The following is a 23,595-nucleotide window of genomic DNA, read 5'->3' as shown; positions in this document are numbered from 1 at the left end:
CTAAAACCTAAAACCTAAAGCCTATAGGCGTACGACCCAGACAAATGTCCAAGACAAATGCATAAGCATGTTGACCCATGGCGAGGCAAGGAGCGGCGGAGGAAGGGACGATACACGCGGCTCTCAAATTCCGGTAAGGGGTGTGGAGAGATGGAAGCTGTCGTAACTGAGGAGATGCGCGACTTTTTTCATACGAACGGATATTTGCTTGTGAAAAATGCAGTGCCGAAGGAAAACTGCGAGCGGCTCATCGAAACGATCTGGGAATTTACCGGCCAGCAGCCGGACGATCCCGAGAGCTGGTACCGGCCTGCCGCCGGGATGGATTCGCTGTGGAAACACCAGAGCGCGGGTATGATTCCGCTGTATCAGCACCAGACGATGTGGGATAACCGTCAGCATCCGCGGCTGTATCAGGCGTTTGCCGAGCTGATGCAGGTGAAGGAGCTGTGGGTAAGCATCGACCGGGTCAATATGAAGCCGCCGCGCCGCGACGATTTTACGCAGTTTAATACCGGCTTTATTCATTGGGATACGAATACGTCGAATCTGACTTTCCCGCTTCCCCGGCCGCGTCCGGTGCAGGGCGTGCTGTACTTGGCCGACACGTCGGCGGATCAGGGCGGATTCCAATGCGTGCCGAGCATTTACCGCGACTTCGAGCAGTGGCTTCAGACACAGCCGGAGGACCGCCATCCGACGATCCCCGACGTGAAGGGGCATGAGATCGTTCCGATTCCCGGCGAGGCCGGCGATCTGCTCATCTGGGACTTCCTGCTGGCGCACGGCAACGGGCAAAATTATACGGATCAGCCCAGATTCGCCCAATACATCACGATGTTTCCCGCCAAGCCGGGGGTGACGCGTCCGGAAGTGGTCGAAGGCTGGCAAAATCGCAAAGGTCCGTCCATGTTCCCAGCAGATGAACGCGAGTGGGAGCTGAAAAACAGCGACGGCCCCGCCCGGTTGACCGAGCTCGGACGCAAGCTGGTCGGACTCGACCCCTGGTAAAGGGAGGGCCCGCTGGCTGTCCAATCCAGCCTGCATGCGAAACGTTCAAACGCCGAGCTTCTTCAACCGGCGCGATTCAAGCCGATTCATTGCCGGGCGCTGCACCTGCGGCGCCCCCATCACGCTAACCAGGACCCAACCGTTCTGGCGCATAGGGAGGTGCCAATCGATGAAATCGACGAATCCGACGAATCCGTCACACCATTCGACTTGGACGCAAGGGGCCGGAATCCCGATCGGACTATGGGTGTCGCCCCCGCCGCAGCATATATCGGAAGAGCGGTATCGAGAGATTAAGGAAGCCGGGTTTACGTTCGTGATCGGCCTGGCCGAATACGGCGCAGGGACCGAATATATTCACAAGGCGCTGGATGCTGCGCAGGCGAACGGATTGCGGTATCTCGTTTATGACACGAGACTGTTTGCTTTGTCCCGGGGCGACCTGCGCAAAGTCGGGGAAATTGCCGGTGAATTCGCAGGCCATCCCGCCTTCGGAGGAAATCTGTTCATCGATGAGCCGTCTGTGGCCCAGTATGAGCATCTGACCGCTTTGAAAGCGGCGTACTCCGAAGCGGTGCCGCACGGATTGGCGTATGTGAATTTGTTTCCGACCTACGCTTCCGACGAGCAGCGGGGAGGCGTCGATCACGAGCGGTATGTCGAGCTGTATATGGAGCAGTTTCGGCCGGACATCCTGTCTTACGACCATTACCCGTTTCTGACTCCGCGCCCGGGACGCGTGCTGACGATTACGAAGGATTATTTCGCCAACTTGCAGTTGATCCGCCAAGCCGCATTGCGGCATAACGTTCCTTTCTGGCTGTTCATTCAGACGCTGGCGTTCAACCGCTCGAACCGTGATCCTTCCGCGGCGGAGATCCGTTGGCAAGTATATACGAGCCTCGCTTTCGGTGCGAAAGGCATTCAATATTTCACTTATTGGACGCCGGATAACGGCAGGGAGACGTTCGGCGACGCGATGATCGACCGGGCGGGCAACCGGACCCGGCATTACGGCGAAGTGCAGTCGGTCAACCGGGAAATTGCCGGATTGGGCGGCGTGCTGTCGACGCTCGAGTCGGTCGGCGTGATGACCCACGGCAACGTACAGCCGCCGTTCGGCGGCGCTCTGACGCAATTCAGGCCGCTGAGTCGTCTCGAGGGCGATGCGGCGATTATCGGCTGCTTCCGGGACGGCGGCGGCCACGCCTACGCGCTGGTCGTCAACGAGAGCTTCGAGGTTGCGCATACGATAAACCTGTGGCTGTCCCGTCCGGAGAAGCCGGTGCAGGTATGGCAGCAAGGGGTGCAGACGGAGCTTCGTCCGGAGTCGGGTAAACTGAGCGTGTCTCTCGAGCCCGGCGAGGGCAAGCTGGTGCAGTTTGCGTGATGATGATTAAGTTGACAAGAGGAATAGGCGATGGAAATGAAAACAAAACCAAACTTGAAATATCGCGACGACGGAACGTTTACGATCGTGCAGTTCGCCGATGTGCATAACGGCGGAGGCGCGCCGGAGGATGTGCGCTCGCTCGCTTTGATGGAGGAAGTGTTGCGGCTGGAGAAGCCGGACCTTGTCGTGTATACCGGGGATCAGATTCGAAGCCGCGGACCCGATCCCCGGGCGCAGTTCCGCGAAGTGACTGCGATCGCGGAAAAGGCCGGCATCCCGTACGCGTTTGTCTTCGGCAATCATGATTCCCGCCGGGGCGTTACCCGCCAGGAACTGATGGAGATGGAGGCCGTCCGGCCGTTATGTATGGCCGATGCGGGGCCGGAGCACGTCAGCGGGACGGGCAACTATACGCTAACCGTGCTGGAATCGGACGCCTCCGCCGCCCGGAGACGAATCGCGGAGGGGGAGGAGCGGACGGCGTCGACAGCGCCGGCGGACTCGATCCCGCCTCCTAACGTTTCGGAAGAAGCGGTCCGGCGGGCGGCGGCGAATCTGTATTTCTTCGACAGCGAATGCAACGCGCCGGAGCGGGCCGTCCGGGACGGGCGAAGCGAATGGATCTCCCGCGATAAAGCCGAATGGTTCGCAGCCGAATCTGCGGCTCTCGAGAAGCGGCACGGAGCCAAGCTTCCGGCGCTCGCTTTTTTCCATATTCCGCTGCCGGAATACGAGGAAGTATGGAACACCCGCCCTTGCTACGGGCACCGGCTTGCGGAGGTACGCTGCCCGAGGTTGAATACGGGCGTGTTCGCCGCGATGGTGGAGAGAGGCGACGTGATGGGAACGTTTGTCGGTCACGACCATTCCAACGATTACTGGGGCGAACTGGCCGGAATCCGGCTGTGCTACGGCCGGACGACCGGATTTAACGGCAACATACGGGAGGGAAATTCGCGGGGGGCGCGGATCGTCCGCTTGACCGAGGGCAAGCGCGGCTTCGAAAGCTGGCTGCGGCTGGAGGACGGGTCGGCGGTTTACAGCCAGCCGGAGCATCTGCCCGGCGAACCGGCGATGGCGCCGAATGCCGCAGGATGAGCCGACTGCCCCGGGAGCGTCACAATTACGAATCGTACGAAGGGAGAATCAATCGGAATGGCGGAGAAGAAGAAGCTTCAATTTCGCGCGGACGGGACGTTTAAGATCGTTCAGATCGCTGATCTTCACTATGAGGGCGGCGTACCGGAAGATCTCCGCACGATCGCGGCTGTCCAATCGGTGCTGGAAGCGGAGCGGCCGGATTTCGTCGTATTTACGGGCGATGCGGTAAAAGGCAACCGTTGTCCCGACCAGCTCGGACAGTTTTTGGAGCTGCTCGCGTTGCCGGAGTCGTACGGGATTCCTTATGCGTTTACGTTCGGAAACCACGACTCGGAGCATGATATGTGCACCCGCGAGGAGATGATGGAAGCCGCTTCGCGGCGGCCGCTTTGTTATGCGGAGGCAGGGCCGGACGATGTGACGGGCGTCGGCAACTATATGGTTACGGTCGCATCCGCTGCGGATGGGGAAGAGCCGAAGGCGGCCTTTTACTTTTTCGACACCGGCTGCAGCGCGCCGAAGCATATTATCAAAAGCTATGCGTGGCTCGAGCGCAATCAGGTGGACTGGTATATCCGGCAATCGGAGGCGTTGACGCAGCGAAGCGGGGAACCGCTTCCGGCGCTTGCCTTTTTTCACATCCCGCTGCCGGAATATAACGATGTGTGGGACTTTCATACGTGCTACGGGGTTAAAAACGAAAATGTCGGCTGTCCGCGCCTGAATACGGGCATGTTCGCGGCGATGAAGCAGATGGGCGACGTGATGGGCACGTTTGTCGGGCATGATCATACGAACGATTATTGGGGAGATCTGTACGGAATCCGGCTATGCTACGGCCGGGCTAGCGGCTACAACACGGTGGGGGGAGAGGAATTCGCCAGAGGATCGAGGGTGATCCGGCTGCGCGAAGGCGAGCGCGGCTTCGAGACATGGATTCGGATGGCGGACGGTTCGGTCGTAGACGAACAGCCCGAGCACACCGCGATCGGCCGGGTGCCGCCCGTGCCCCGAGTAAAGGCGGAGCCGGCCGAGCCGGTGGAACCGGTACAATCCGAACAGCCGGTGCAAGCGGCGCAGTCCTGAGGCGAGCAAGGCCGGGGCGGCGGATACGAGCTGCGGATTTAAGCGCGCGCCATATCCGGAAGCTAAACGATGGGGACGGGAGGACTTTGTATGCTGCAAAAAAGAGGCTCTTCGGAAACGGATCGGCTGCTGATCGTGAATGCGGACGATTTCGGCATGTGCCACTCGGGCAACGAAGCGATTATCGGCTTGCTGCGGGAGGGGTTAATCTCGTCGGCGACGCTGATGACGCCGTGTCCCTGGGCGCTGGAGGCGGCAAAAGCGGCCGCGGACAATCCGCACTTTGATGTCGGCGTTCATCTGACGCTCACCAGCGAGTGGAAGATGTACAAGTGGGGTCCGGTTACCCGTAACGCCGATGTGAGCAGCTTGATTACGCCCGAAGGTTATTTTCCGGCCAAATGCCGGGAGGTCGAAGAACGGGCCGACTCCGCGCAGGTGAAGACGGAGCTTCGGAACCAGGTGCTGCTGGCGATGAGGCTCGGGGTGGACCCGACGCATCTGGACAATCATATGGGCAGCGTATACGGGATTGCTTGCGGGCGCGATTTTCTGCGGGAGGCGATCGAGCTGTGCGCCGAATTCCGGCTGCCTTTCCGGCTGCCGCGTCAGCTTGGCGACAACGGCCGGAAAATGTCGCCCGAAATGCGTCGGATCTATGAGGAGCGAGTCCGCTACGCGGATGCCTGCGGCATCGCGCTGATCGATCATCTGCTCGGACTGCCGTATTCGCTGGAGGAACACGAAACGTACGATTCGTTTAAAGCGAAGATGATCGATACGCTCCGCAGCCTGCAGCCCGGCATCTCGGAAATCATTATTCATCCGTTCTTCGCTACCGAAGAGTTGAAGGCGATCACCGGACAGTGGGCGAAACGGCAGATGGAATACGAATTGTTCCGCGACGCCGATGTTCGGCGTGTGATTGACGAGGAGAACATCCGCATGACCAATTGGAGAATGCTGCGGGATGCCCAGCGAGGGGGATAAGATGCGATGCAACTATCGGTGATGACTTTTAATTTGCGGCGGCAGACGACGAAGGACGGGGGCAATGCCTGGACGTTCCGGAAGACGTATGCGGCGGATATCGTCAAACGGTACCGCCCGACGGTTGCGGGAACGCAGGAGGGCTTTCGCGAGATGCTGACCGATCTGGAGCAGCAGCTCCCGGGATATGCATGGATCGGCGAAGGCCGGAACGAGGGAAGCGCAGACGAACACAATGCGATCCTGTATTTGACCGAGGAGCTGGAAGTAGCTGACTGGGGGCAATTTTGGCTGTCTGAGCATCCGGAAGGGCCTGTAGCCAAATGCTGGGGCGCCTCGCATCACCGGATATGCACATGGGCGCATTTCCGCTCGCGCCAAGATCCGGACCGGCAGTTCCTGCATTACAACACCCATCTTGATCATAGCAGTCAGGAGGCCCGCGAGAAAGGCGTCCGCTTGCTCTGGCAGCGGCTGTCGGACCATCGGGCGCGGACGGGCTTGCCGGTGCTGCTTACGGGGGACATGAACGCCGAGCCGGACAATCCGGCCATCGCCTATTTGCGCGGACAGACCGATCCGGGATCGGAGAACCTTTCGCTGACCGATGCGTATTCGATATTGACGGAGCCTCCGGGGACGTCGTTCCACAGTTTTGAGGGAGGGGCGGACGGCGAGCCGATCGATTATATTTTCGGAACGTCCGAAGTCCGGTTTGACGATGTGTGCATTATCCGGGACCAGTATGACGGCATATACCCGTCCGATCATTATCCGGTTGCCGCCAAGGCTACGCTGTCCGGCTCCCCAGTGCAGGCGGCGAAGCGGGAAGGCGGGGAGCGCGCTTGAAAATCGGAATCAGCAGCTACAGCTTGAATTCCTGCATAGAGTCCGGCGAGATGGATATCGGTAGCGCGATTCGCTGGATCGCGGAACAGGGCGCGGAACATGTGGAGATCGTGCCGTTGTCCGCCATGAAGGAGCGGATGAAGGACGGGAAGTACGTGGCGGAGATTCGCAGAGCGGCCGAGGACGCCGGACTGGAGCTGTCCAACTATGCGGTTGGCGGCAATTTCGCGGGCAAGGACGATGCGGCGCTTGCCGGGGAGATCGCCAGGATCAAGGAGCAGGTCGACATCGCCCATGCCCTCGGCGTCAAGCGGATGCGTCACGATACGGCCCGCAGACCGATGGCGCAATGCTCGGCCGACTGGTTCGAGCGGGATCTGCCCGCCGTGGCGGACGCCTGCCGGGAAATTGCCGATTACGCGGCAGGGTACGGGATCACGACCAGTCTGGAAAACCACGGCTACTACGTGCAGACGGCGGACCGGGTGCTGCGGATCTTACAGGCGGTGAACCGTCCCAACTTTAAAACGACAGTGGATGTCGGCAATTTCCTGTGCGCGGACGAGGACCCGCATGTCGCGGTGGCGAAAGTGATCGGTCACGCTTCGATGGTGCACATCAAAGACTTTTATTACCGGCAGCGCTGCAAAAATCCCGGAGAAGGCTGGTTCGAGACTTTAAACGGGAATTATTTGCGGGGAGCGATCGCCGGCTGCGGGTTTCTGGATATGCCGCATCTGCTGTCTACGATCAAGTCGTCCGGCTACAACGGGTATTTGTCGATCGAATTCGAAGGAATGGAGCCTGCTGTCGTCGGGACACGGATCGCCTTCCAGAACGTGCGGCGGATCTGGTACGAGTCTTGAGTGGTAGAAGTAGTCGGAGCGGGAGGAGCGAAGAGGAATAGACGAGGAGGGCCGCGCCGTACAAGGTTCCGCATGTTCGGTGCTGCGCTCATCGCGATGGCCGGCCGGCTGCTCGGCTGCTTGGCTGCTTGTGCAAGGAGGAGCTGTCCGGTTACGAAAATAAGCAAATCGGGTAGGAGGCGACGGTCGTATGGCGGGTGTGAAGGTACTGCTCTGGATTGACGTGGAAGATTATATTACCCCTCAGTCGCAGGATTCGCTGCTTGCTCTTCTGCAAATGCTGAACAAGCGCAACGTCAAGGGAATATTCAAATTCGTCGGGGAAAAGGCGAGGCGGGTCGAAGAGGATGGACGCGCCGACATTGTGAGCGAGCTGCAGCGGCATGAGGTGGGCTATCATACCGATCTGCACAGCCAGCATCCGGTCACGACGGAGTATCTGGAGCTGCTCGGCTTCCGCAGCGGAGCTGAAGAGTACGAAGCACGGGAGCGTCAAGGGCTTGAGGACGTGCGCCGCATTACCGGCAAGCCGGCGCTCTGTTACGGACAGGCCGGTTACTCTTGGGCGCCGCAAACGTTCGCCGCTCTGAACAAGTGGGGAATTCCGGTCTATTTGGACGATCACGATCATGTTTCCTGGCAGGAGAAGCCGTTCTGGTACGGGGGGCTGCTTAATTTTACCCATCTGAAAGGCACGATGCGGATGAAGCTGCGCGAAGGGGGACTGGAGGAGGCGAAGCGGCAATTTGACCGGTTATATGACGAATTGTCCTCCGAACCGGCCGGATTCGTAAGCATCTATTACCACGAGTGCGATTTCGTGTGCAGCGCTTTTTGGGACAAGGAAAATTTCGGGCGGGGCCGGCAGACGCCGCGTGAGCTGTGGAAGCCGGCTCCCCTTAAACCGGCCGGGGAGATGGAGTTTTACCTGGAGCAGCTCGGGCAGTTTATCGACTATACGTTATCGAAGGAGAACGTCGAATACATCGGCTCAGAGCAGGCGCTCGCCCTGGAATGCTCGTCCCATGCGCCTGTGGGGGAAAGCGAGCTTCGCGCTCTGGCGGCTTCCATAGGCGATGAGCTGGGGTTCCGCGTATCCGGCACTCATTCGCTTTCTCCGGCTGATCTGTATTCGCTGTTTCGCGGCCTGCTTCTGGGGAAGGAACTAACGCCGGAGTTCCTGTACGGACCGGAGAACGAGGTCGAGAGCGAAACGTCCGGCACGGTGCGGGTGTCCGACTTGATACGGGCGCTCGGCGCCGAGCATCCCGAAGTTCTCGGGTTCAAGATGCTTCCGGATTCGTTTGAGCTGAATGGCGGGAAGATCAGTCCGCTCGATCTGACTTGTACGATGGCCCGGATTGTGGAGCATGGGCTGAGCGGGGACGATGAGGTAGAGATTGTCCGCGGGAAGCTGAAGACGATGGAATGCGCGGGGGACAATGAGCTGTGGGGAACCCGCTGGTCGATCTTCCCCGAAGATTTGCGGGTGCCGAACGTCGTCCGGATGTCGAAGCTGCAGACGTGGACGATGAAGCCCGCCATATTCGGATAAACGGCCTTCGCCTCGCTAGCTCCGGCCGAATCCGCGCCGGGCGCTCGCGAGGCGAAGGCAAAAAGGACAGGAGGCGAACATTGATGGAATTGTTTATTATCCGCCACGGCGAATCGGTAACGAATACGTCGCCTACCTTGCTGGCGGACGGAGGCTTAACCGACAAAGGGCGGGCTCAGGCGGAAAAAGTGGCGGCATGTATGGCCGGCGCCGGTCTTTCGCATATTTTCTCCAGTCCGCTCATGCGGGCGATTGAGACGGCTCAGCCGCTGGCCCGGGCAGTTAATCTGCCGGTTGAAGTATGGCTGGACGCTCACGAGGTATGGACCGGGGACGGGTATCGGGGGCCGACGACTGAGCGGCTCGCCGCTATGTATCCGGAAGTAAGGTTCGCCGAAGGAACGGAGTGCGATCCGCTAGGCTGGCATTGTCCGGGAGGCGAAACGTCGGAGACGGGATACGGCCGGGCACAGCTTCTGCTGGACAGGCTGCGCACCCGGTTCACGGGAGACGAGCGCGTCGCGCTGTTCGCTCACGGCGCCTTGAACCGGCGCATGATGCTGGCGACGCTCGGCCTCGACTATTCGAGCAGCCTTCGTCCTTACGGCGACAACTGCAGCATCTGGTGGCTCGGCTTTGAAGGCGCCAAGACGTCGATCCGCTACATCGGCCCGGCAATCCCGCAGCTGTTCGATGTTGTGTGAGGCATTGGGTGATCGTGTGATTGGCTTGTACTGGCCCTCGGTTCCGCTGTTTGCGGGCCGGGGGTTTATTTAAGAGATCAGAATGTTTATGTCCTTCACCGTATTAAAGCGAAGATGAGCCCGGAATGCAAGCTAAACCATACTCTAACGGACATGGTGGAGGCTGGCGATCAATGTGGACAACCAAGTGGAAAGGGAAAAGATTGCCTTCTGGCGAGTTTTGTCTGGAATCCCCTACCTTACAATCCTTATGAAATCAAGGGATTCCGGACAACCTGTTTGAGCAGAAGAAGGTAACTTTTCACTTGGAACGGCCTGCTATCACTTCTACACAATGAATTGACAGCCTCGCTGTGTCCGTTAGAGTTTTTGTACTCTGCCAGAAAGTTTAAGTTCTTTACCGCGCTAAAGTGAAGGGGAGGGGTCTCCTTACTTGGCGTTAGATTAGAGAACGTATACTACTCAGGTTCGATGACTAACGAATCGGATCGTGCTTATGGCTGAAAAACGACGTTATTCCAAACTTAACGAATCCGGGGGCCGTTATCGAACCGAAAGTGGAAAAAAACGATCCGATTTGACGGGAATAACGGTACAAGAGTTCGTTACAAATTCAAACGTCCGAATTCGGCTCTGATAACGAATGCTGGGTTCGTTAGCCATACCACCGCATGAAGACAACACGACTGAAAGCGAGCGGCTGGAGCGAAGGAAGGTACCCATTCCCTTCCACGCGCTGGCGTATGGGGTTTGCACGTCAAAGAACCGTCAGGGTGCTTTACGAATGGTTCTTTCTTAAATTGTTTTTTGGTATGGGAGGCTCTGTGATGACGCAATTCTTGGCGGACAGAGGACGCCATTCGCCTTGTAGAAGCAACGAAAACACCCCAAAAACATTGGGATGTTTTCGAGCAAGCCTATAAAGTTTCTCCGACTCCAGAATCAAAAAGATGCGTCAGTTCCTTGCTTCCAGCAACCATTCGGAGGACGGATATTTGGCATTGTGGCGTTTCACGCATTCCTTGAGCAAACGCGCTTCCTCTGGAAGTACGGACAACAGGCGGCTCCATCCGTCAAGTACAATCTTGCGGCCGCGGATCGTCTCGCACAGCAGCAGCTCCTCTTCGAACGATGACCATGTGCGTCCATAGCTGTTTCTACAGAAGAGAGCTCTCTTGATCACATCCTGAAGCTCTTCCGCCGTTTGTACCGCAGACAATCTGAAAATCGCCTCTTCATCCTGCTGCCACATGGTCATCCGGTTTCCGTCGCCATCGGCGAATACGAAATACCGGCAAACCCAGTTGACCTCCCCGTGAAGCGTAACGCTGTTAGCTTTCATGCTCTGGTAAGCATGCTCCAGATCCGACGTTTGCCAAATGAAGATCGAATGCGCGGAAGGAGTATGGTTCTCAACCTTGGAAAACCCGATGTTCAGATTGCCTGCATGCAGCTTGCGCGCGTCGAAATCGATGCCGAGATGCAGGGAGTACCACGCCTTGGCTTGCTCGACGTCCCGAACCGGAATCGTTGCGACGATAATGCGGCTGATGTTGGGTACTTGGGGCTGGCGTTTCAGTTCCATCCGGCCGTTCCAGATTAATAAGGATTGATCGTTCATCATATAAACTCTCCTCATAGTCCTATTCGGGATCTTACTCGTTCCCTGACAGATAGAGTCGCTTAACATACAAAACCCGTCGCGAATATGTAAAAATTTTTAATCCGCCACAAACGCAAGAACGTTGCCGAACGGATCTTTAAACGTGAAGGAGCGCCTGTCGGATGAGAGCGTACAGCTCTCAACCTTCTTAGCCTGCAAAGCTGTCAAAGCCTCCTCGAGATCCGGAGTGCCGAATGTTAGAATCGGCTCGCGCGAAGGGTTCGGAAGGGGAACCTCCCGAAACGAGATATGAACCCCGAGGGCCGGTTCCCGGGAATGGAAATCGAAACCGAGCATCGCCTCGTACCAGGCCTCCGCATAGTCAGCATCGCGGACATCGACAAAGATGCGGGGAATCCGGAGCAGGTTCGGAATTTCCCGCATAATGCGCTCTTCGAAAGCGGAGCCAAGCACCGGATAATTCGCCGTCGTCCTATCTTCAAGCGCAGCGAGCGATACGCGCAGCTGTTTTTTCGCCCTTTGCAGCCGGCTTTCGATAGCCCGTACCGATACGCCAAGAAATCCGGCGATTTCTTTCATCGACATCTCGCTCATGTAGTACAAAGCGGTAGCTGCCCGGTTTTTCTCGTCCAGCTCGCTGATCGACTGCCAGATCTGTTCGTGACTCTGTCGCCGCATAACGGAGGCTTCCGCTGATTCCATGGTAAGCTCGACGCGGTCCATATTCTCCCGAGGCACAAGACGGTTCTGTTTCTTCTTCAGACGAATGCTCTGTCGACGAGAGATCGCATATAACCAGCTGCCTAATTTGTCAGGTTCCCGCAGATCGGACAGCCGCAAAAAAGCTTGAAGAAACGTTTCCTGCGCGGCATCTTCAGCCAGAAAATGATCGTACAGCACAGCGTAGGCCGCATAGTAAACGGCATGTTTGTACTTGGCAACAATATGACGATATGCCTCATCATCTCCAGCCCGGACAGCCTCGATCCACTTTAACGGTTCGTTCATAGGTCCTCATCCAATAGCAGTTGTTTGTATAGACGTATTCGATAAATCGGCGTATATCCCTTCATCTCAGCTTCTTAGCCAGCACATTATCGATCCAGGCATACAGCAGACCGGCTGTTCCGAAGAACACAATCGCGATGCTCCGGTTCAGGTCGTAACGCTGGACGAATTCGGCGGGATAGAAGGCATCGAAAATCCAGATTCCCCCCACGACGCCGATCAAGGTATAAACGAACGCGCGTACGAGAGCGACTTTTACCGTTTTGCGAATCAGCATCGATACGAGCATCAGAGAGAGAGGATATCCTACAGCGGCGATGATGCAAAATAGCGCAGTTAAGATAGGCCCGACATTGCGGATGCCCATATATTCTGTAGTCATTATTTTGTAGCCTTCCAACAGCTCCATACCGAACGTCGCCGCACTGAAGAGCACGATAAAGCAAACCCACAGAATAGAGTAATGCCGGAACAGATTCAACGGCAGCACCGCCTTTAGCAGAGATGAGGTGTTTGGCCCGAAGCGAACGAACGATGAAGAGGGTAACACGTAATACGTTCCTCGGCCTTACAGATTAGACGACTGCGGGATCGTAAAGTTTCATTTCGGATGCAAGCCGGATACGGCAAAAAACCTTCCGCCCATAACGGCGGAAGGCTGAAAGCGGATCGGACGATCCGGATGAATTAATGATGATGGCCCGAATGGCCGTGAGGCCCATGATTGTCGTGATGGTGATGATGATGATGCTTGTGATCGTCAACGGCGCTGTGGTGGTGCATGACTCCGCTCTGGTGCATCCGGTTGTGCAGCATGCGGTGGGCGCTCGTCAGCGTCATCAGGAGACGCTTATACGTTTGCTCGTCCGCCTTCGTCGCCATCGTTTTGATATAAGCGGTCGATCCTTCGATCTGCTCGAGAATGGTGACCGCATCGGTCGGGCTGAACATCGGCGTCCCGTCGACGACGACCATAACCGCGCTCGTATGAGCGGCGATCATCTCCGACTGGTCGTGATATTTGCCGCGCACGCGAAGTGCGATCCAACAGCTTTCCTTAACCGGCACCGACCAATGCCCGGCATAATGACCGGCTTCCGGATCGGTCGTCTGCAGCTCGCGGAGCTCGCCGTTAACGACCAGCTCGATTTTCGTCACGGGGACGGTGACTGACGATACTTGCCAGACGACATCGAGCGTTCCGCCGGAGGAGGAAAGATCCACCCGCGTCCCCATCTCGTGTTCGCCCACCCGGAAATCGATCAGCGGGCCGAGTGTGGCGAACGTGTTCCCGCGGCGGATTGCGTTCATCCACGACTCGTAGGAGAAGAGTTCGTCCGGAGGAATCAGCGCATACGTGCGGATCGTTCCGACCGCCGTCGATTGGGACATTTTATCGGTTCCTCCGACAGCCGGGGTCAGGTAGCCGCAATTCAAATAACGGTACCAGTCGGACAGCGAGTACGGGTTGATCCCGATATTTTCAAATGAGCACATCTCGACCGCGTCGACCTCGCCGAGCACGAGAGCGGCAGCGCCTTCCGCGCGCGGGTTGGGCAGATGGGGCAAAACGACAATACCGCCCTGCTCGCGGCACCGCTTAGCCCATTCCGTTACGGTCGCCTCCAGCGGATCGCCGAGCCCGGATTCGTCCGGCCCCCCGGTACACAGCGGCAATATCATTCGTCCTTCATAACCAAGCAGCGAGATATGGCCGAGCACATGCTGGCGGTTTTCCGTCCCGACCCTGACCAGATACTCGCCGGAGCCGCCGTTTTCTTTGCTGCCGATCGTCGTTTTGCCGTCGAAGTCGCCGAGATTGCTGAACATTTCGCCCCATTGGCTCGTAAGCAGATTGACCACATTGACGCCTTCGGCTTCCCCTTCGAGCAGAGCCGTCTGCGGCGACAGGAAATGGACGTGAGTATCGGCAGTCACCCAGCCTTTTTGCCTCCATGGAAGGACATGGTCCAGTTCGACGGTTATCGTGCTTGTCTGCTCGTCAACCGTTACCTTGCGGCGAACCGGACGAATCTCGAAGCCTTTCGTTACCTCGATGTACACGTCGCCGCGCGGCAGCTTGAATTCGGCCTCCCCGTCGATGTAAGCGCTGTAATGGAACTCTTGGACATATTCCGCTCCGTAGTCTTCGAACCAGTGGGCGTTCGGCATCCGGTGTCCGGCTACCGGGGCGATGTAGTCGCCGAAGGCGCCGTGCAAGTGAATTTTGGCTGCGACTTTGCGGCCGCTCGTTCGTTCGACGATCCGGATCGCGACTTTTTGCACCGGATTCTCCACAGGCGTCCATAAGGACGACTGTTGCAGCTCCCGGACGGGGATCGCTTCGACGCTCCCGCCGCGTTCGATGAACAGCAGCGCATCGGGGTGTGCGGAGTACTCGATGATCCATTCGTCCGGGCGCGGCGTAGGCAGGCGAGGGTTGGCGTTGCCCAGCCATTCGTCGTGATTGTATTCGAGAGCCGGCGCGGCGTGGATCACCTCGCCAAGATCGATGCGAATGTTGGCGTTATCTCCATAAGGCTGGGGGATGAAGCCGGCCGGTGCGGTATAACGCATCTTCCGTTTGGCTTCCCAGCGGAACGGATTGGATGCCAGATCGGTCCGGGTGATGCCGAACAGGAAGGCGGTGCCGTCTGCGGGGCGCATCGATAACGCGATCAGTTCCTTGTCCGGGTGAGGGTTCTCGAGCGCGTACAGCCAGTGGTGCATCGGGCTTCCGAAGCCGGGAAACGTAGTGCGCAGCTGGCTTTGCCCCCACGGAATGGCCGGAGTTTCTATATGCAGCAGATCCGTATTCGTCGCCATCGTGCGCGGTTTGACGTGTTTGACCGATTCGAAGCTGTTCTCGCCCCATTTCACCTGAAACTCGCTGATCTGGTACCGTCTCCGAATCGGGAATTCCGCCTCCGTCCCGTCCGAGTACCGCAGCGTGTACACACACACCGTCTCACCGAGACGAGGGGTGCCCATCATCGGGCTGACAATTCCGCCGTGAGCGGCCGGGCTTTCCTTAAAATCGGCGGCATGCAGAAAAAGCAGCTGGCGATCATGCAGCGGCTGCGGAAACGTCAGCTCGACGGCTTCGTCCTTGAGCAGCACGACATTGCCCGCTCCGTCCTGCGCTTGCGGACCGAGCGAGAACGGCACTCCCCATAATTCCTGCGCTCCGGTCAGGAGATGGTGCTTATTGCGAAGTACCGCGTCGGAGCAGTCTTCCGGCTGCAGCTCGGCGATGATCCGATTGTAGGCGGCTGATAAGTCGACCGGGGTAAACCGGCCGTCACGATCGTTCGTGTTCGGGTGCATGCTCATCCTCCCAGTGTTTACAAAAGTCCGGTTTACCTTATATAATACATTTAATTAATGATTAAGTAAATTAGGAAAAGCAGCAGGAACAAACCTCTGCGGTCTTGGAAAGTTGAAGGCTGCGGGGCGGCGGGTAATCGGATGAAAATGAAAAAAATGCACTGCGGGACAGCCGTCTAACGAGTTAATTTAAAGAATAAGTCAATTGGCAACTGGCGTGCCGCATAGTTCGTCAGACAAACGTCTTGATCGGCGCGGTCACGCATACTTATCGATGGAGATTAGGCCGAAGTCATGCAGAACCAGAGCAGAGCGTTATGCGGGTGAAGGCGCCTCTGTTCCGTTCTGCTTGCTGTCAACTGAAGCGAAAGGAAGTGGCGGCTCTTATGCAAGCGGTTGTGCTTAAAGAAGGGGAGCGCGGTCAATACGTGACGGTAACCGATCTGCCCGCTCCCCGGCTGACCGATCCCGGGGATGTGCGGATTCGCGCGCTTAGCGTCGGACTGGACGGTACGGACCGGGAAATTATCCGCGACCGGTACGGCATGCTGCCGGAAGGCGCGTCCCAGCTTGTCATCGGGCACGAGCTGCTCGGAGTCGTCGTCGAGGCGGGGCCCGCTTCGATGATGAAGCCTGGCGAGCTGGCGACGGTGCTCGTGAGGAGGCCGTGCGGAGACGCCCGGTGCACCTGCTGCCGCAGCGGGCAGCAGGATTATTGCTCGACGGGCTTCTACACGGAGCGGGGCATCCGCGGGGCGGACGGCTTTCTGTGCGAATATGTGGTGGAGCGGTCGGACTATGTAGTGCCGATTCCCCGGGAGTGTGCGGAGTACGGTGTGCTCGTAGAGCCGCAGAGCATCGTGGAGAAGGTGTGGAACCAGGTAGGCAATCTGCAGCGGCGTCTCGCTTGGTCGCCTGAAACGGTGCTGATCGTCGGTTCGGGTCCGCTCGGCTTATTGGCCGCGCTGACGTGCCGAAGTATGGGGCTGGGCGTGCATGTATGGTCCAGATCGGGTGCGGACAGCGTGAATGCGGACATCGTTCGCAGCTGTGGAGGTCACTATCACGAGGTAAATCTGCGGGAGGAGCCAGGCGCTGACTCCGGTTTGTTATCGGGTGGCGGCGGTCTAAGCGGCGTCTCCGGACTGGCCGAATTTGCCGTCAGGGAGCGGATATCGCCCGATCTGATCTGGGAATGCAGCGGGTACAGCCCGCATGCCTTCGAGGCGATGAAGGCGTTAAACGCGAATGGAGTGCTGGCGCTGCTCGGAGTAGCCTCCGGCGACCGAAGGATCGAGATTTCAAGCGATATGCTGAACCAGGAAATGGTCCTGAAGAATAAAGCGATTATCGGCTCGGTTAACGCTTCGCGTGCCGACTTTGAATCTGCGATCCGCCGCTTGCAGCGCATCGAGGCGATGTACCCGGGGCAGCTCGTCCGGCTGATGACGGAGCGATTGTCGCTGGGACAGGTGCCGGATCTCGATTTTGAACAAGTAACGGTCAAAGCGGTGGTCGATCTGGTAACGAGAGAGGAAGCCGCTCGTCTGATCGGCGGAGGCGTTCGGGACGGATACTGAAGCGGAACGTCCGGACTGGCAGGCCGTGGAGAATGTCGTATGAACTCCTCAGTGGCCGGAGATCAAAGCTGATGAGGCGCACTTTCGTGCGCGATCCGGGCTGGGCGGGGCAAGGGGGATGCCGATGCCGTCTGCAGCTGGATCGGGCCAAGAGGGGATGTTAGGCACGGATCAGATCCGGACCGGTTCGCCGTATGTCCCGAACAATGGGAGGTGCAGGAGGGATTGCAGTGAAAATAGGCATAATGGGAGGGACCTTCGATCCGGTACACCTTGGACACCTGCTCGCCGCGGAACAGGCGCTTGAGGCTCACTCGCTGGACGAAGTCTGGTTTTTGCCGGCCTATCTCCCTCCTCACAAAAGGAAGCACACCGTCGCATCGCCCGGACTGAGACTTGCGATGCTGAAAGAGGCGATCCGGGGTCAGCCGCGCTTTCGTGTCGAAGAGGCCGAGCTGAGACGGGGCGGCGTTACTTACACGGTAGATTCGGTGCGGGAGCTGTGCCGGACGTATCCGCAGCATGATTTTCATTATATGATCGGCTCCGATGCGCTGGCATCCTTGCCCGGCTGGCGGGGGATCGAAGAGATTGCCGCACGCGTCGGATTTATTGAACTGAAGCGTCAAGGCTGTCCGGGCACGGGGCGGGCGCTCCCCGAGTTTATCACAGACAGAATGCGAAGCGCGGGAATGACACCGGTCGGCCTATCGTCGGCTGACGTTCGCGCGAGGCGGGCTGCGGGACTCTCTATTCGTTATCTGGTGCCGGAGCGGGTCCTTCGCATCATCGAAAGCAGCGGACTGTACCGGCCGGACGGACATGCAGAAGTCCGAAATGTTTCTATTTCTATTACGGGAGGCACCGATTCATGAGTGATGTATTGAAGCAATGTGTAGCGAAATATCCGGAGCTGTCTGAATGCTCCGCCGATATCGTATGTGCGTTCGAGACGATCCGGGACAGCTATCGCGGGGGAGGCAAAGTACTGCTTGCCGGCAACGGGGGCAGCGCGTCCGACTGCGAGCATATCGTCGGTGAGCTGATGAAAGGATTTATGTCGAAGCGTCCGGTTCCGCAGACGATGAGAGACCGGCTGCGCCGGTTCGGGGACGAGGACGGCGGCTATATCGCCGACCGTCTGCAGGGCGCGCTGCCGGCGATCTCGCTCGTCAGCCATACGGCGCTGGCGACTGCGTATGCGAACGACGTGGCGGCCGACATGGTGTTCGCCCAGCAGGTGTACGGCTACGGCCGGCCGGGCGATGTGCTGATCGGCCTCAGCACGTCGGGCAATTCGGCCAACGTCGTGCGCGCCCTTCAGGTGGCGCGTGCGCTTGACATGCGCACGATCGGCCTGACCGGCCGGAGCGGCGGACGAATGAAGGAGCTGTGCGACGTCATCATCCGCGTCCCTTCCGATGTGACGCCCGATATTCAGGAACGGCACCTGCCGATTTATCATACCCTCTGCATCATGCTGGAGGAGGAGTTTTTTTGAACGAAGGCAGGCGTTGAAGCAGCGGATGGATGGGATAAGGTTAGTGTAGGTTAGGCAATGGTGAGGCCATGCGAGGCGAGGCAAACTAGGCAAGGCTAGGCTAGGTTAAGCGATGGCTAGGTTAGGTTAGGCGTTGGAAGGCAAGGCGGGGGGCAGGTTAAGGGCTGCTGCCGTCTGCGGCGTTATACGGTGTGACGGCGGACGATTGACCGCATCCGATGAGGAGGGGTAGCCTAGGGCTGGCCCTTTTTGGCGTGGGGTTAGCAGACTTTTGGAGCTCTTATTTTTCCATACGCACGGTGTTTGGGATAAATAAGAGATGTTTGCAGCTGCTATTTTGAGGAAAATCACCGTTGAAGAGGGAGTAGCCCCCCAATAAGAGGCGCAAACGAGACTGTCGATTCAATGTGTAGAAGTGTTAGCAGGCCGTTCCAAGTGAAAAGTTACCTTCTTCTGCTCAAACAGGTTGTCCGGAATCCCTTGATTGAATAAGGATTGTAAGGTAGGGGATTCCAGACAAAACTCGCCAGAAGGTAATCTTTTCCCTTTCCACTTGGTTGTCCACAGTTAACCGACAGCCTCGCAAACGTCTCCTATTTGCCTATTCCTCTACGGTATACGGTAAATAAGAGCCTCAAACCACCTTTATCCGCCTTGGTTCAAGCGCTGGTAGGCTGCGAACGAAACGACAATAAAAACTCAGATAGAGGGTGCTTTTGCCAGGAAAGGACTGTAGAATGGGAACTAAGCTCCTTGGCTCGCAGGTTATTTTTGCTATGATGGTCGAGCAGGTATGGAATTGTAAGCCGGAGCAGGTGACGGAAGCTTCATCCGGATTTTACCTTCGATCTGTCGAGCCTGCGGATAAGGATAACAAGAACTTTATTTGACCAAATACTTGTAAAGGCAGGCATCATGAAAAAGAAACCGAAAACACTCACTGTTGTACTGTTTGGATTACTGGCTCTGTTGTTTTTCTACAAGCCGGAGCTGCTGTCTTTTCTAACATCCGAAACCGCTCCAAGCCACGATGAAGAAGCGGCGTATACGATCTATTTTCCTTCCGACCGGTTCCCCGAAACGGCGGAGCATATCCGGATCGCGGTGGAACGCGGCAAGTCTTCCATCTGCACGATTGACCGTAAAGGCGCCGACGAGAACCGGAAGGAGTCGTTAAAAGGCGTACCGACTAAGCCGAATCTGGATCGCGATGAGTGGCCTATGGCGATGTGTGCCGAAGGCGGGGCGGGAGCGGATATTATGCACATAAGCCCCTCGGACAACCGCGGCGCCGGATCTTGGGTCAGCAATCAGCTGGAGAAGTATGCAGACGGGACGAAGGTCCGCATCGTTGTGAAGTAAAGAGAGGCGAAGGTCCGCATTGTTGTCAGGTAAAGGGAGGCTGTATGTTTGGAAAGAACTTCCGGGACGTTCGCAGCCCCGGTCCTCCAATAAAACCAAGCTCCCATCCGCTTGCTGCCCCTCCACGCTCGGCCTCGCCCTGCTCTTGCTTTCCGCACCTTAGTGCTTCCGTATCCCCAGCAAAGTAAATGTCAGACTCGCAGCGTCACGTGTGGCGGGCGGCTGCGCGGAAGGACAGATGATGCCGTGACGGCACCCATCCGTCCTTTTTCGATGCGGGGCCCTTCCGCTGCCGCTGTCGGCCAGCCGCTTTCCGTTTACGTCTTCACGCGGGTCCCGGCCAGGTGCAGCTTGAGGAAGGAGGAGGGGACGGAGCCGGTCCATCTTTTGTACATCCGATTAAAGTAGGACGGGTCGCAGTAGCCCAGAAAATCGGCAATCTCGGCGATGGTCATCGTACTGTTCAGCAGCAGGTCTTTCGCTGCGTTGATCCGCACCTGGTGGAGGTAGTCGATCGGCGGCTGACCGGTGATCTCCTTGAAAATGCCGGTTACGTAGTTCGGCGTCCGGTCGACGACTGCGGCAAGCTGTTCGATCCGGATCGGTTCCCGGTAATGCTCCAGTATGTACTGCAGCATCGTCTGTACCTGAGCGTGTTTTTTGTGCGGATAGCGCGTCGCTTCATAATCCCGGCACGCCAAGGCGATTAATTCCTGGGCGATCCCGCAGCATACCGGCTCGTAATAGGCCAGCTTGCCGAGCCACTGCTGGGCCAGAATATGGAACCGCTGCTTCCCGTATTCGACCGTCTGGGACTCGGCCTTGAACCAGCTGTCCGAGCGGAGCGGAGGGAACAAGCGCAGCGTTTCCTCGTCGGGCGTGAAATGTACGGAATATTTCTGATGCGTCTCACCGTTTATCGGCAGTCCTTCCCTCATCGTATGCGCAGGGATGTAGAGCAGGTCGCCTTTTTGCAGCGGGATGTCTTCGCCGTTCAGCCGGTAGAGGAGCCTGCCCCGGACGACCAGAATGAGCATGCAGTATTCGGTGGACGATAACGGCTTGCGCCAGGTCGTATCGACATCGTCGAAATAAATCGAATGCAAAGCGAGCAAAACTTCGCCCCCTATCCGGAATGCGTGTAGGATTATGAAGATGAAATCATTATAGTACAACCTGAAATAAATAAGTATACATAGAAGGTGCAGAGTCTGAGGTCCTTGTAAAGAAAAGCTTCCGAGCGAAGCTGTATCATGGCAAATGTCCTCGCGCGAAAAGGGGGCTTGGTTGCAGGAAGGAAGGGTTCAGTTTCACTGAAAACGTATGCCTCTCGGAAAGTAGAATCATCCAAGGGAATCGGTCAAAGCCTTCCCCTGCGATACAGGAAAAAGGAAATCCTCCACGATGATAGCGCGTCTCGACATCTCCGGTGAAGCTGAAGACAGAATAACGAGACTTGTCTGCACAACGTAAAACATTGTATATAGAGGCGGATACGAGCGGCAGCAAAAACAAAGATGCGGCGATGGAGGTGCTGAAGGTGATTACCTCCGACGAAGTGCAGAAGCTGATGAGCGAATACGGCACCCCGAGCATACTGCAGAGCGATGAGATCAGCAAGGTATACGGCTCCAAGCTGGACGAATATAAAGGGAAGAACGTACAGGCGCTGTTCAAGACGACGCCGGGAACTCCGCACGTGATTACCAAATACGAGTATCTGGTAAGCGCCGAAGCGGAGGTGGGAAGACGGCTGATCACCGAAGGTCATGACGTGAACACTGTGATCCGGACGATCGAGGAGAAAGCGAATCAGAAGCTGTCTCAGCAAAAATAGGCGCGGGGTTGTGCGGGCGGTCCGGGTACCGAACTTGGCTGCCAAATTGTAGCCGTCTGGCCGTTGGAAGTCGCGTGAACACCGTGCGGAAACTGCGCCGAAACACCGTGCCAAAACACCGCCCCAAATACCGTGCCGCAATACCGTGCCAAAACACCGTGCCGAAACCGTACCGGCAGTTGCGCTCATGAATCGTCGGTTAGACGTGCAATTCTGCTGCTTGCTCCGGTTATTTTTTGACACCTGTTTTTTCGATTTTGTCGCATATACGGGAGCAATGTATTGTAAGATGAGGACAGATGGAATTAAGTTTAAGCAATCGGAGGCGATCGATGATGAAAGTAGGACTCAGTACGTACAGTTTGTCCCGGGCGGTAGCGGACGGGGAGATGACCTTCCTGGATACGGTAAAATGGATTGCGGACAACGGCGGGGAGCACGTAGAAATTTCTTCGGGCAAAATCAATTTGACCGAGGAGCCTGCGCTCGTGGAAGCGATCCGCAAGCAGGCGGATGTTAGCGGAATCGATGTGTCCGACTATGCGATCGGCGCTCAATTCGTGCAGCCGGACGAAGCGTCGTACGAGGCGGAAATCGCCAGGGTAATGAAGCATGTCGACGTCGCTCATGCGCTGGGCGTGAAGCTGATGCGTCACGATGTGGCGTCCCGCCCGATCCCGGAAGCGACGCTTGTCAATTTTATCGCGGACCTGCCCAAGCTGGCCGAGGCGTGCAGACGGATTGCCGATTACGCAGCTCAATACGGGATCACGACCAGCGTAGAAAATCACGGCTATTATATTCAGCACAGCGACCGCGTACAGGCGCTCGTTCATGCGGTCGGCCGAGACAATTACCGTACGACGCTGGATATCGGAAACTTTATGTGCGCAGATGAGGATTCGGTCGTTGCCACGAAGAAAAATTTGCCGATCGCCTCCATGGTCCATATAAAAGATTTTTATTTGCGGCCGTTTCACCAGAACCCGGGCGAAGGCTGGTTCCGCACGGCGGGCGGCAATTACTTGAGGGGCGCTATAGTCGGTCAGGGCGACATCGATATCCGGACCGTACTGAAGGCGATCAAAGATTCCGGTTACGACGGTTATCTCTCCATCGAGTTCGAAGGCAAAGAATCGTGCACGTACGGTTCGAAGGTCGGCATGGAGAATGTCCGGCGCCTATGGGATGAAGTGTAGGGAAGAGTAGAGCTAAAGGTGTGCTGGAAGAGCTGAAAGAGCTGAAAGAGCTAAAAGAGCTGAAAGAGCTGAAAGAGCTGAAAGAGATGAAAGAGCTGAAAGAGCTGAAAGAGCTGAAAGAGCTGAAAGAGCTGAAAGAGCTGAAAGAGCTGAAAGAGCTGAAAGAGCTGAAAGAGCTGAAAGAGCTGGAAGAGCAGGAAGCCTAGTTGCGCAAGCTCTGTTCCAGAAAGTTTCTCTGGGATGGGGCTTGCTTTGAAGTTGATGTGCGCGGCTTTGGCTGCTTGCCACTTGCACAATAAGAGTCTTTTGAAGCTGCTATATCGACGAAAACTGGCTCTGCTCATAAAATAAGAGATGATAGGGACCCTTATAGTGGTGCGATCAGCCGCAATCGTGAATTTTGATAAAAATAAGAGGTGCTAAAAGCTCTTATATCCATATTTATCCTTGAAAAACCAAAAATAAGAGCTGGTAACGGGACTTTCCTAGTTAGTGTAGTATAAAAGCCGAAATCCATTGCTACAGAAGGGATTTCGGCTTCCATTTTGTATTACCTACGAAAGCATGCGGTATTGACCCAGCTCCAGCTTCTCAAACATCTG

Annotated in this window: 21 protein-coding genes; 16 read left to right on the top strand and 5 right to left on the bottom strand. The window is 57.0% G+C overall.

Annotation, left to right across the window (positions count from 1 at the left end; all coding sequences use genetic code 11):
• Window positions 1-150 precede the first annotated feature (150 nt).
• The 9 genes from AC3Y2E_RS16075 (at window position 151) to AC3Y2E_RS16035 (ending at window position 9,555) form a co-directional block, all read left to right on the top strand.
• Entirely contained in the window at window positions 151-1,011 is an 861-nt protein-coding gene (locus AC3Y2E_RS16075; protein ID WP_379212008.1) for a phytanoyl-CoA dioxygenase family protein, read from the top strand.
• Window positions 1,012-1,180: 169 nt separating this feature from the next.
• On the top strand, window positions 1,181-2,401 hold the full coding sequence (locus AC3Y2E_RS16070) for a beta-galactosidase (RefSeq protein WP_379212006.1): 1,221 nt from the start codon (window positions 1,181-1,183) through the stop codon (window positions 2,399-2,401).
• Between the two features lie 30 nt (window positions 2,402-2,431).
• Window positions 2,432-3,502 carry a metallophosphoesterase family protein gene (locus AC3Y2E_RS16065; RefSeq protein WP_379212004.1) on the top strand — a complete coding sequence of 357 codons (1,071 nt, stop codon included), beginning with the start codon at window positions 2,432-2,434 and terminating at the stop codon, window positions 3,500-3,502.
• 57 nt (window positions 3,503-3,559) lie between these two features.
• Window positions 3,560-4,591: a metallophosphoesterase family protein gene (locus AC3Y2E_RS16060; protein WP_379212001.1), complete on the top strand. Its 1,032-nt coding sequence runs from the start codon at window positions 3,560-3,562 to the stop codon at window positions 4,589-4,591.
• A gap of 90 nt (window positions 4,592-4,681) precedes the next feature.
• Window positions 4,682-5,581, top strand: a complete 900-nt coding sequence (locus AC3Y2E_RS16055) for a polysaccharide deacetylase family protein (protein ID WP_379211999.1) — start codon at window positions 4,682-4,684, stop codon at window positions 5,579-5,581.
• A 6-nt stretch (window positions 5,582-5,587) separates the two neighbouring features.
• Window positions 5,588-6,430: an endonuclease/exonuclease/phosphatase family protein gene (locus tag AC3Y2E_RS16050; protein WP_379211997.1), complete on the top strand. Its 843-nt coding sequence runs from the start codon at window positions 5,588-5,590 to the stop codon at window positions 6,428-6,430.
• The gene (locus tag AC3Y2E_RS16045; RefSeq protein WP_379211995.1) at window positions 6,427-7,296 is read left to right on the top strand and encodes a sugar phosphate isomerase/epimerase family protein; all 870 of its coding nucleotides are present in this window, start codon (window positions 6,427-6,429) and stop codon (window positions 7,294-7,296) included. Before AC3Y2E_RS16050 ends, AC3Y2E_RS16045 begins: the two co-directional genes overlap by 4 nt.
• A gap of 190 nt (window positions 7,297-7,486) precedes the next feature.
• Window positions 7,487-8,851, top strand: coding sequence for a polysaccharide deacetylase family protein (locus tag AC3Y2E_RS16040; RefSeq protein WP_379211993.1), 1,365 nt, complete (start codon window positions 7,487-7,489; stop codon window positions 8,849-8,851).
• Window positions 8,852-8,934: 83 nt separating this feature from the next.
• Window positions 8,935-9,555, top strand: a complete 621-nt coding sequence (locus AC3Y2E_RS16035; RefSeq protein WP_379211991.1) for a histidine phosphatase family protein — start codon at window positions 8,935-8,937, stop codon at window positions 9,553-9,555.
• Between the two features lie 955 nt (window positions 9,556-10,510).
• On the opposite strand, the gene AC3Y2E_RS16030 is transcribed toward AC3Y2E_RS16035, so the two are convergent.
• The 4 genes from AC3Y2E_RS16030 to AC3Y2E_RS16015 form a co-directional block, all read right to left on the bottom strand.
• On the bottom strand, window positions 10,511-11,179 hold the full coding sequence (locus AC3Y2E_RS16030) for a VOC family protein (RefSeq protein ID WP_379211988.1): 669 nt from the start codon (window positions 11,177-11,179) through the stop codon (window positions 10,511-10,513).
• Window positions 11,180-11,275: 96 nt separating this feature from the next.
• Entirely contained in the window at window positions 11,276-12,187 is a 912-nt protein-coding gene (locus AC3Y2E_RS16025; protein ID WP_379211986.1) for a sigma-70 family RNA polymerase sigma factor, read from the bottom strand.
• Between the two features lie 61 nt (window positions 12,188-12,248).
• On the bottom strand, window positions 12,249-12,668 hold the full coding sequence (locus AC3Y2E_RS16020; RefSeq protein WP_379211984.1) for a hypothetical protein: 420 nt from the start codon (window positions 12,666-12,668) through the stop codon (window positions 12,249-12,251).
• 206 nt (window positions 12,669-12,874) lie between these two features.
• A complete protein-coding gene (locus AC3Y2E_RS16015; protein WP_379211982.1) occupies window positions 12,875-15,514 on the bottom strand; it encodes a CehA/McbA family metallohydrolase in 2,640 nt (879 codons plus the stop codon).
• Between the two features lie 386 nt (window positions 15,515-15,900).
• Here AC3Y2E_RS16015 and AC3Y2E_RS16010 point away from each other — a divergent pair, with 386 nt between their 5' ends.
• The 4 genes from AC3Y2E_RS16010 (at window position 15,901) to AC3Y2E_RS15995 (ending at window position 19,957) form a co-directional block, all read left to right on the top strand.
• Entirely contained in the window at window positions 15,901-17,094 is a 1,194-nt protein-coding gene (locus AC3Y2E_RS16010; protein WP_379211980.1) for a glucose 1-dehydrogenase, read from the top strand.
• 230 nt (window positions 17,095-17,324) lie between these two features.
• Entirely contained in the window at window positions 17,325-17,969 is a 645-nt protein-coding gene (gene nadD, locus AC3Y2E_RS16005; protein WP_379211978.1) for a nicotinate-nucleotide adenylyltransferase, read from the top strand.
• Entirely contained in the window at window positions 17,966-18,595 is a 630-nt protein-coding gene (locus tag AC3Y2E_RS16000) for a D-sedoheptulose-7-phosphate isomerase (RefSeq protein ID WP_379211976.1), read from the top strand. Before nadD ends, AC3Y2E_RS16000 begins: the two co-directional genes overlap by 4 nt.
• 915 nt (window positions 18,596-19,510) lie before the next feature.
• Window positions 19,511-19,957, top strand: coding sequence for a NucA/NucB deoxyribonuclease domain-containing protein (locus tag AC3Y2E_RS15995; RefSeq protein ID WP_190925567.1), 447 nt, complete (start codon window positions 19,511-19,513; stop codon window positions 19,955-19,957).
• Between the two features lie 317 nt (window positions 19,958-20,274).
• Here AC3Y2E_RS15995 and AC3Y2E_RS15990 read toward each other — a convergent pair whose 3' ends face one another.
• A complete protein-coding gene (locus AC3Y2E_RS15990; RefSeq protein ID WP_379211973.1) occupies window positions 20,275-21,072 on the bottom strand; it encodes a helix-turn-helix domain-containing protein in 798 nt (265 codons plus the stop codon).
• A 341-nt stretch (window positions 21,073-21,413) separates the two neighbouring features.
• Here AC3Y2E_RS15990 and AC3Y2E_RS15985 point away from each other — a divergent pair, with 341 nt between their 5' ends.
• The 3 genes from AC3Y2E_RS15985 (at window position 21,414) to AC3Y2E_RS15975 (ending at window position 23,199) form a co-directional block, all read left to right on the top strand.
• The gene (locus AC3Y2E_RS15985; protein WP_379211971.1) at window positions 21,414-21,794 is read left to right on the top strand and encodes a type 2 periplasmic-binding domain-containing protein; all 381 of its coding nucleotides are present in this window, start codon (window positions 21,414-21,416) and stop codon (window positions 21,792-21,794) included.
• A 335-nt stretch (window positions 21,795-22,129) separates the two neighbouring features.
• On the top strand, window positions 22,130-22,993 hold the full coding sequence (locus AC3Y2E_RS15980; RefSeq protein WP_379212241.1) for a sugar phosphate isomerase/epimerase family protein: 864 nt from the start codon (window positions 22,130-22,132) through the stop codon (window positions 22,991-22,993).
• Window positions 22,994-23,013: 20 nt separating this feature from the next.
• Window positions 23,014-23,199, top strand: a complete 186-nt coding sequence (locus tag AC3Y2E_RS15975; protein WP_379211969.1) for a hypothetical protein — start codon at window positions 23,014-23,016, stop codon at window positions 23,197-23,199.
• The last annotated feature ends 396 nt before the right edge of the window (window positions 23,200-23,595 follow it).

Source organism: Paenibacillus sp. MAH-35 (assembly GCF_058135425.1).
The sequence above is the reverse complement of the archived record's forward strand: the minus strand, read 5'-3'. Positions and strand labels throughout refer to the sequence as shown.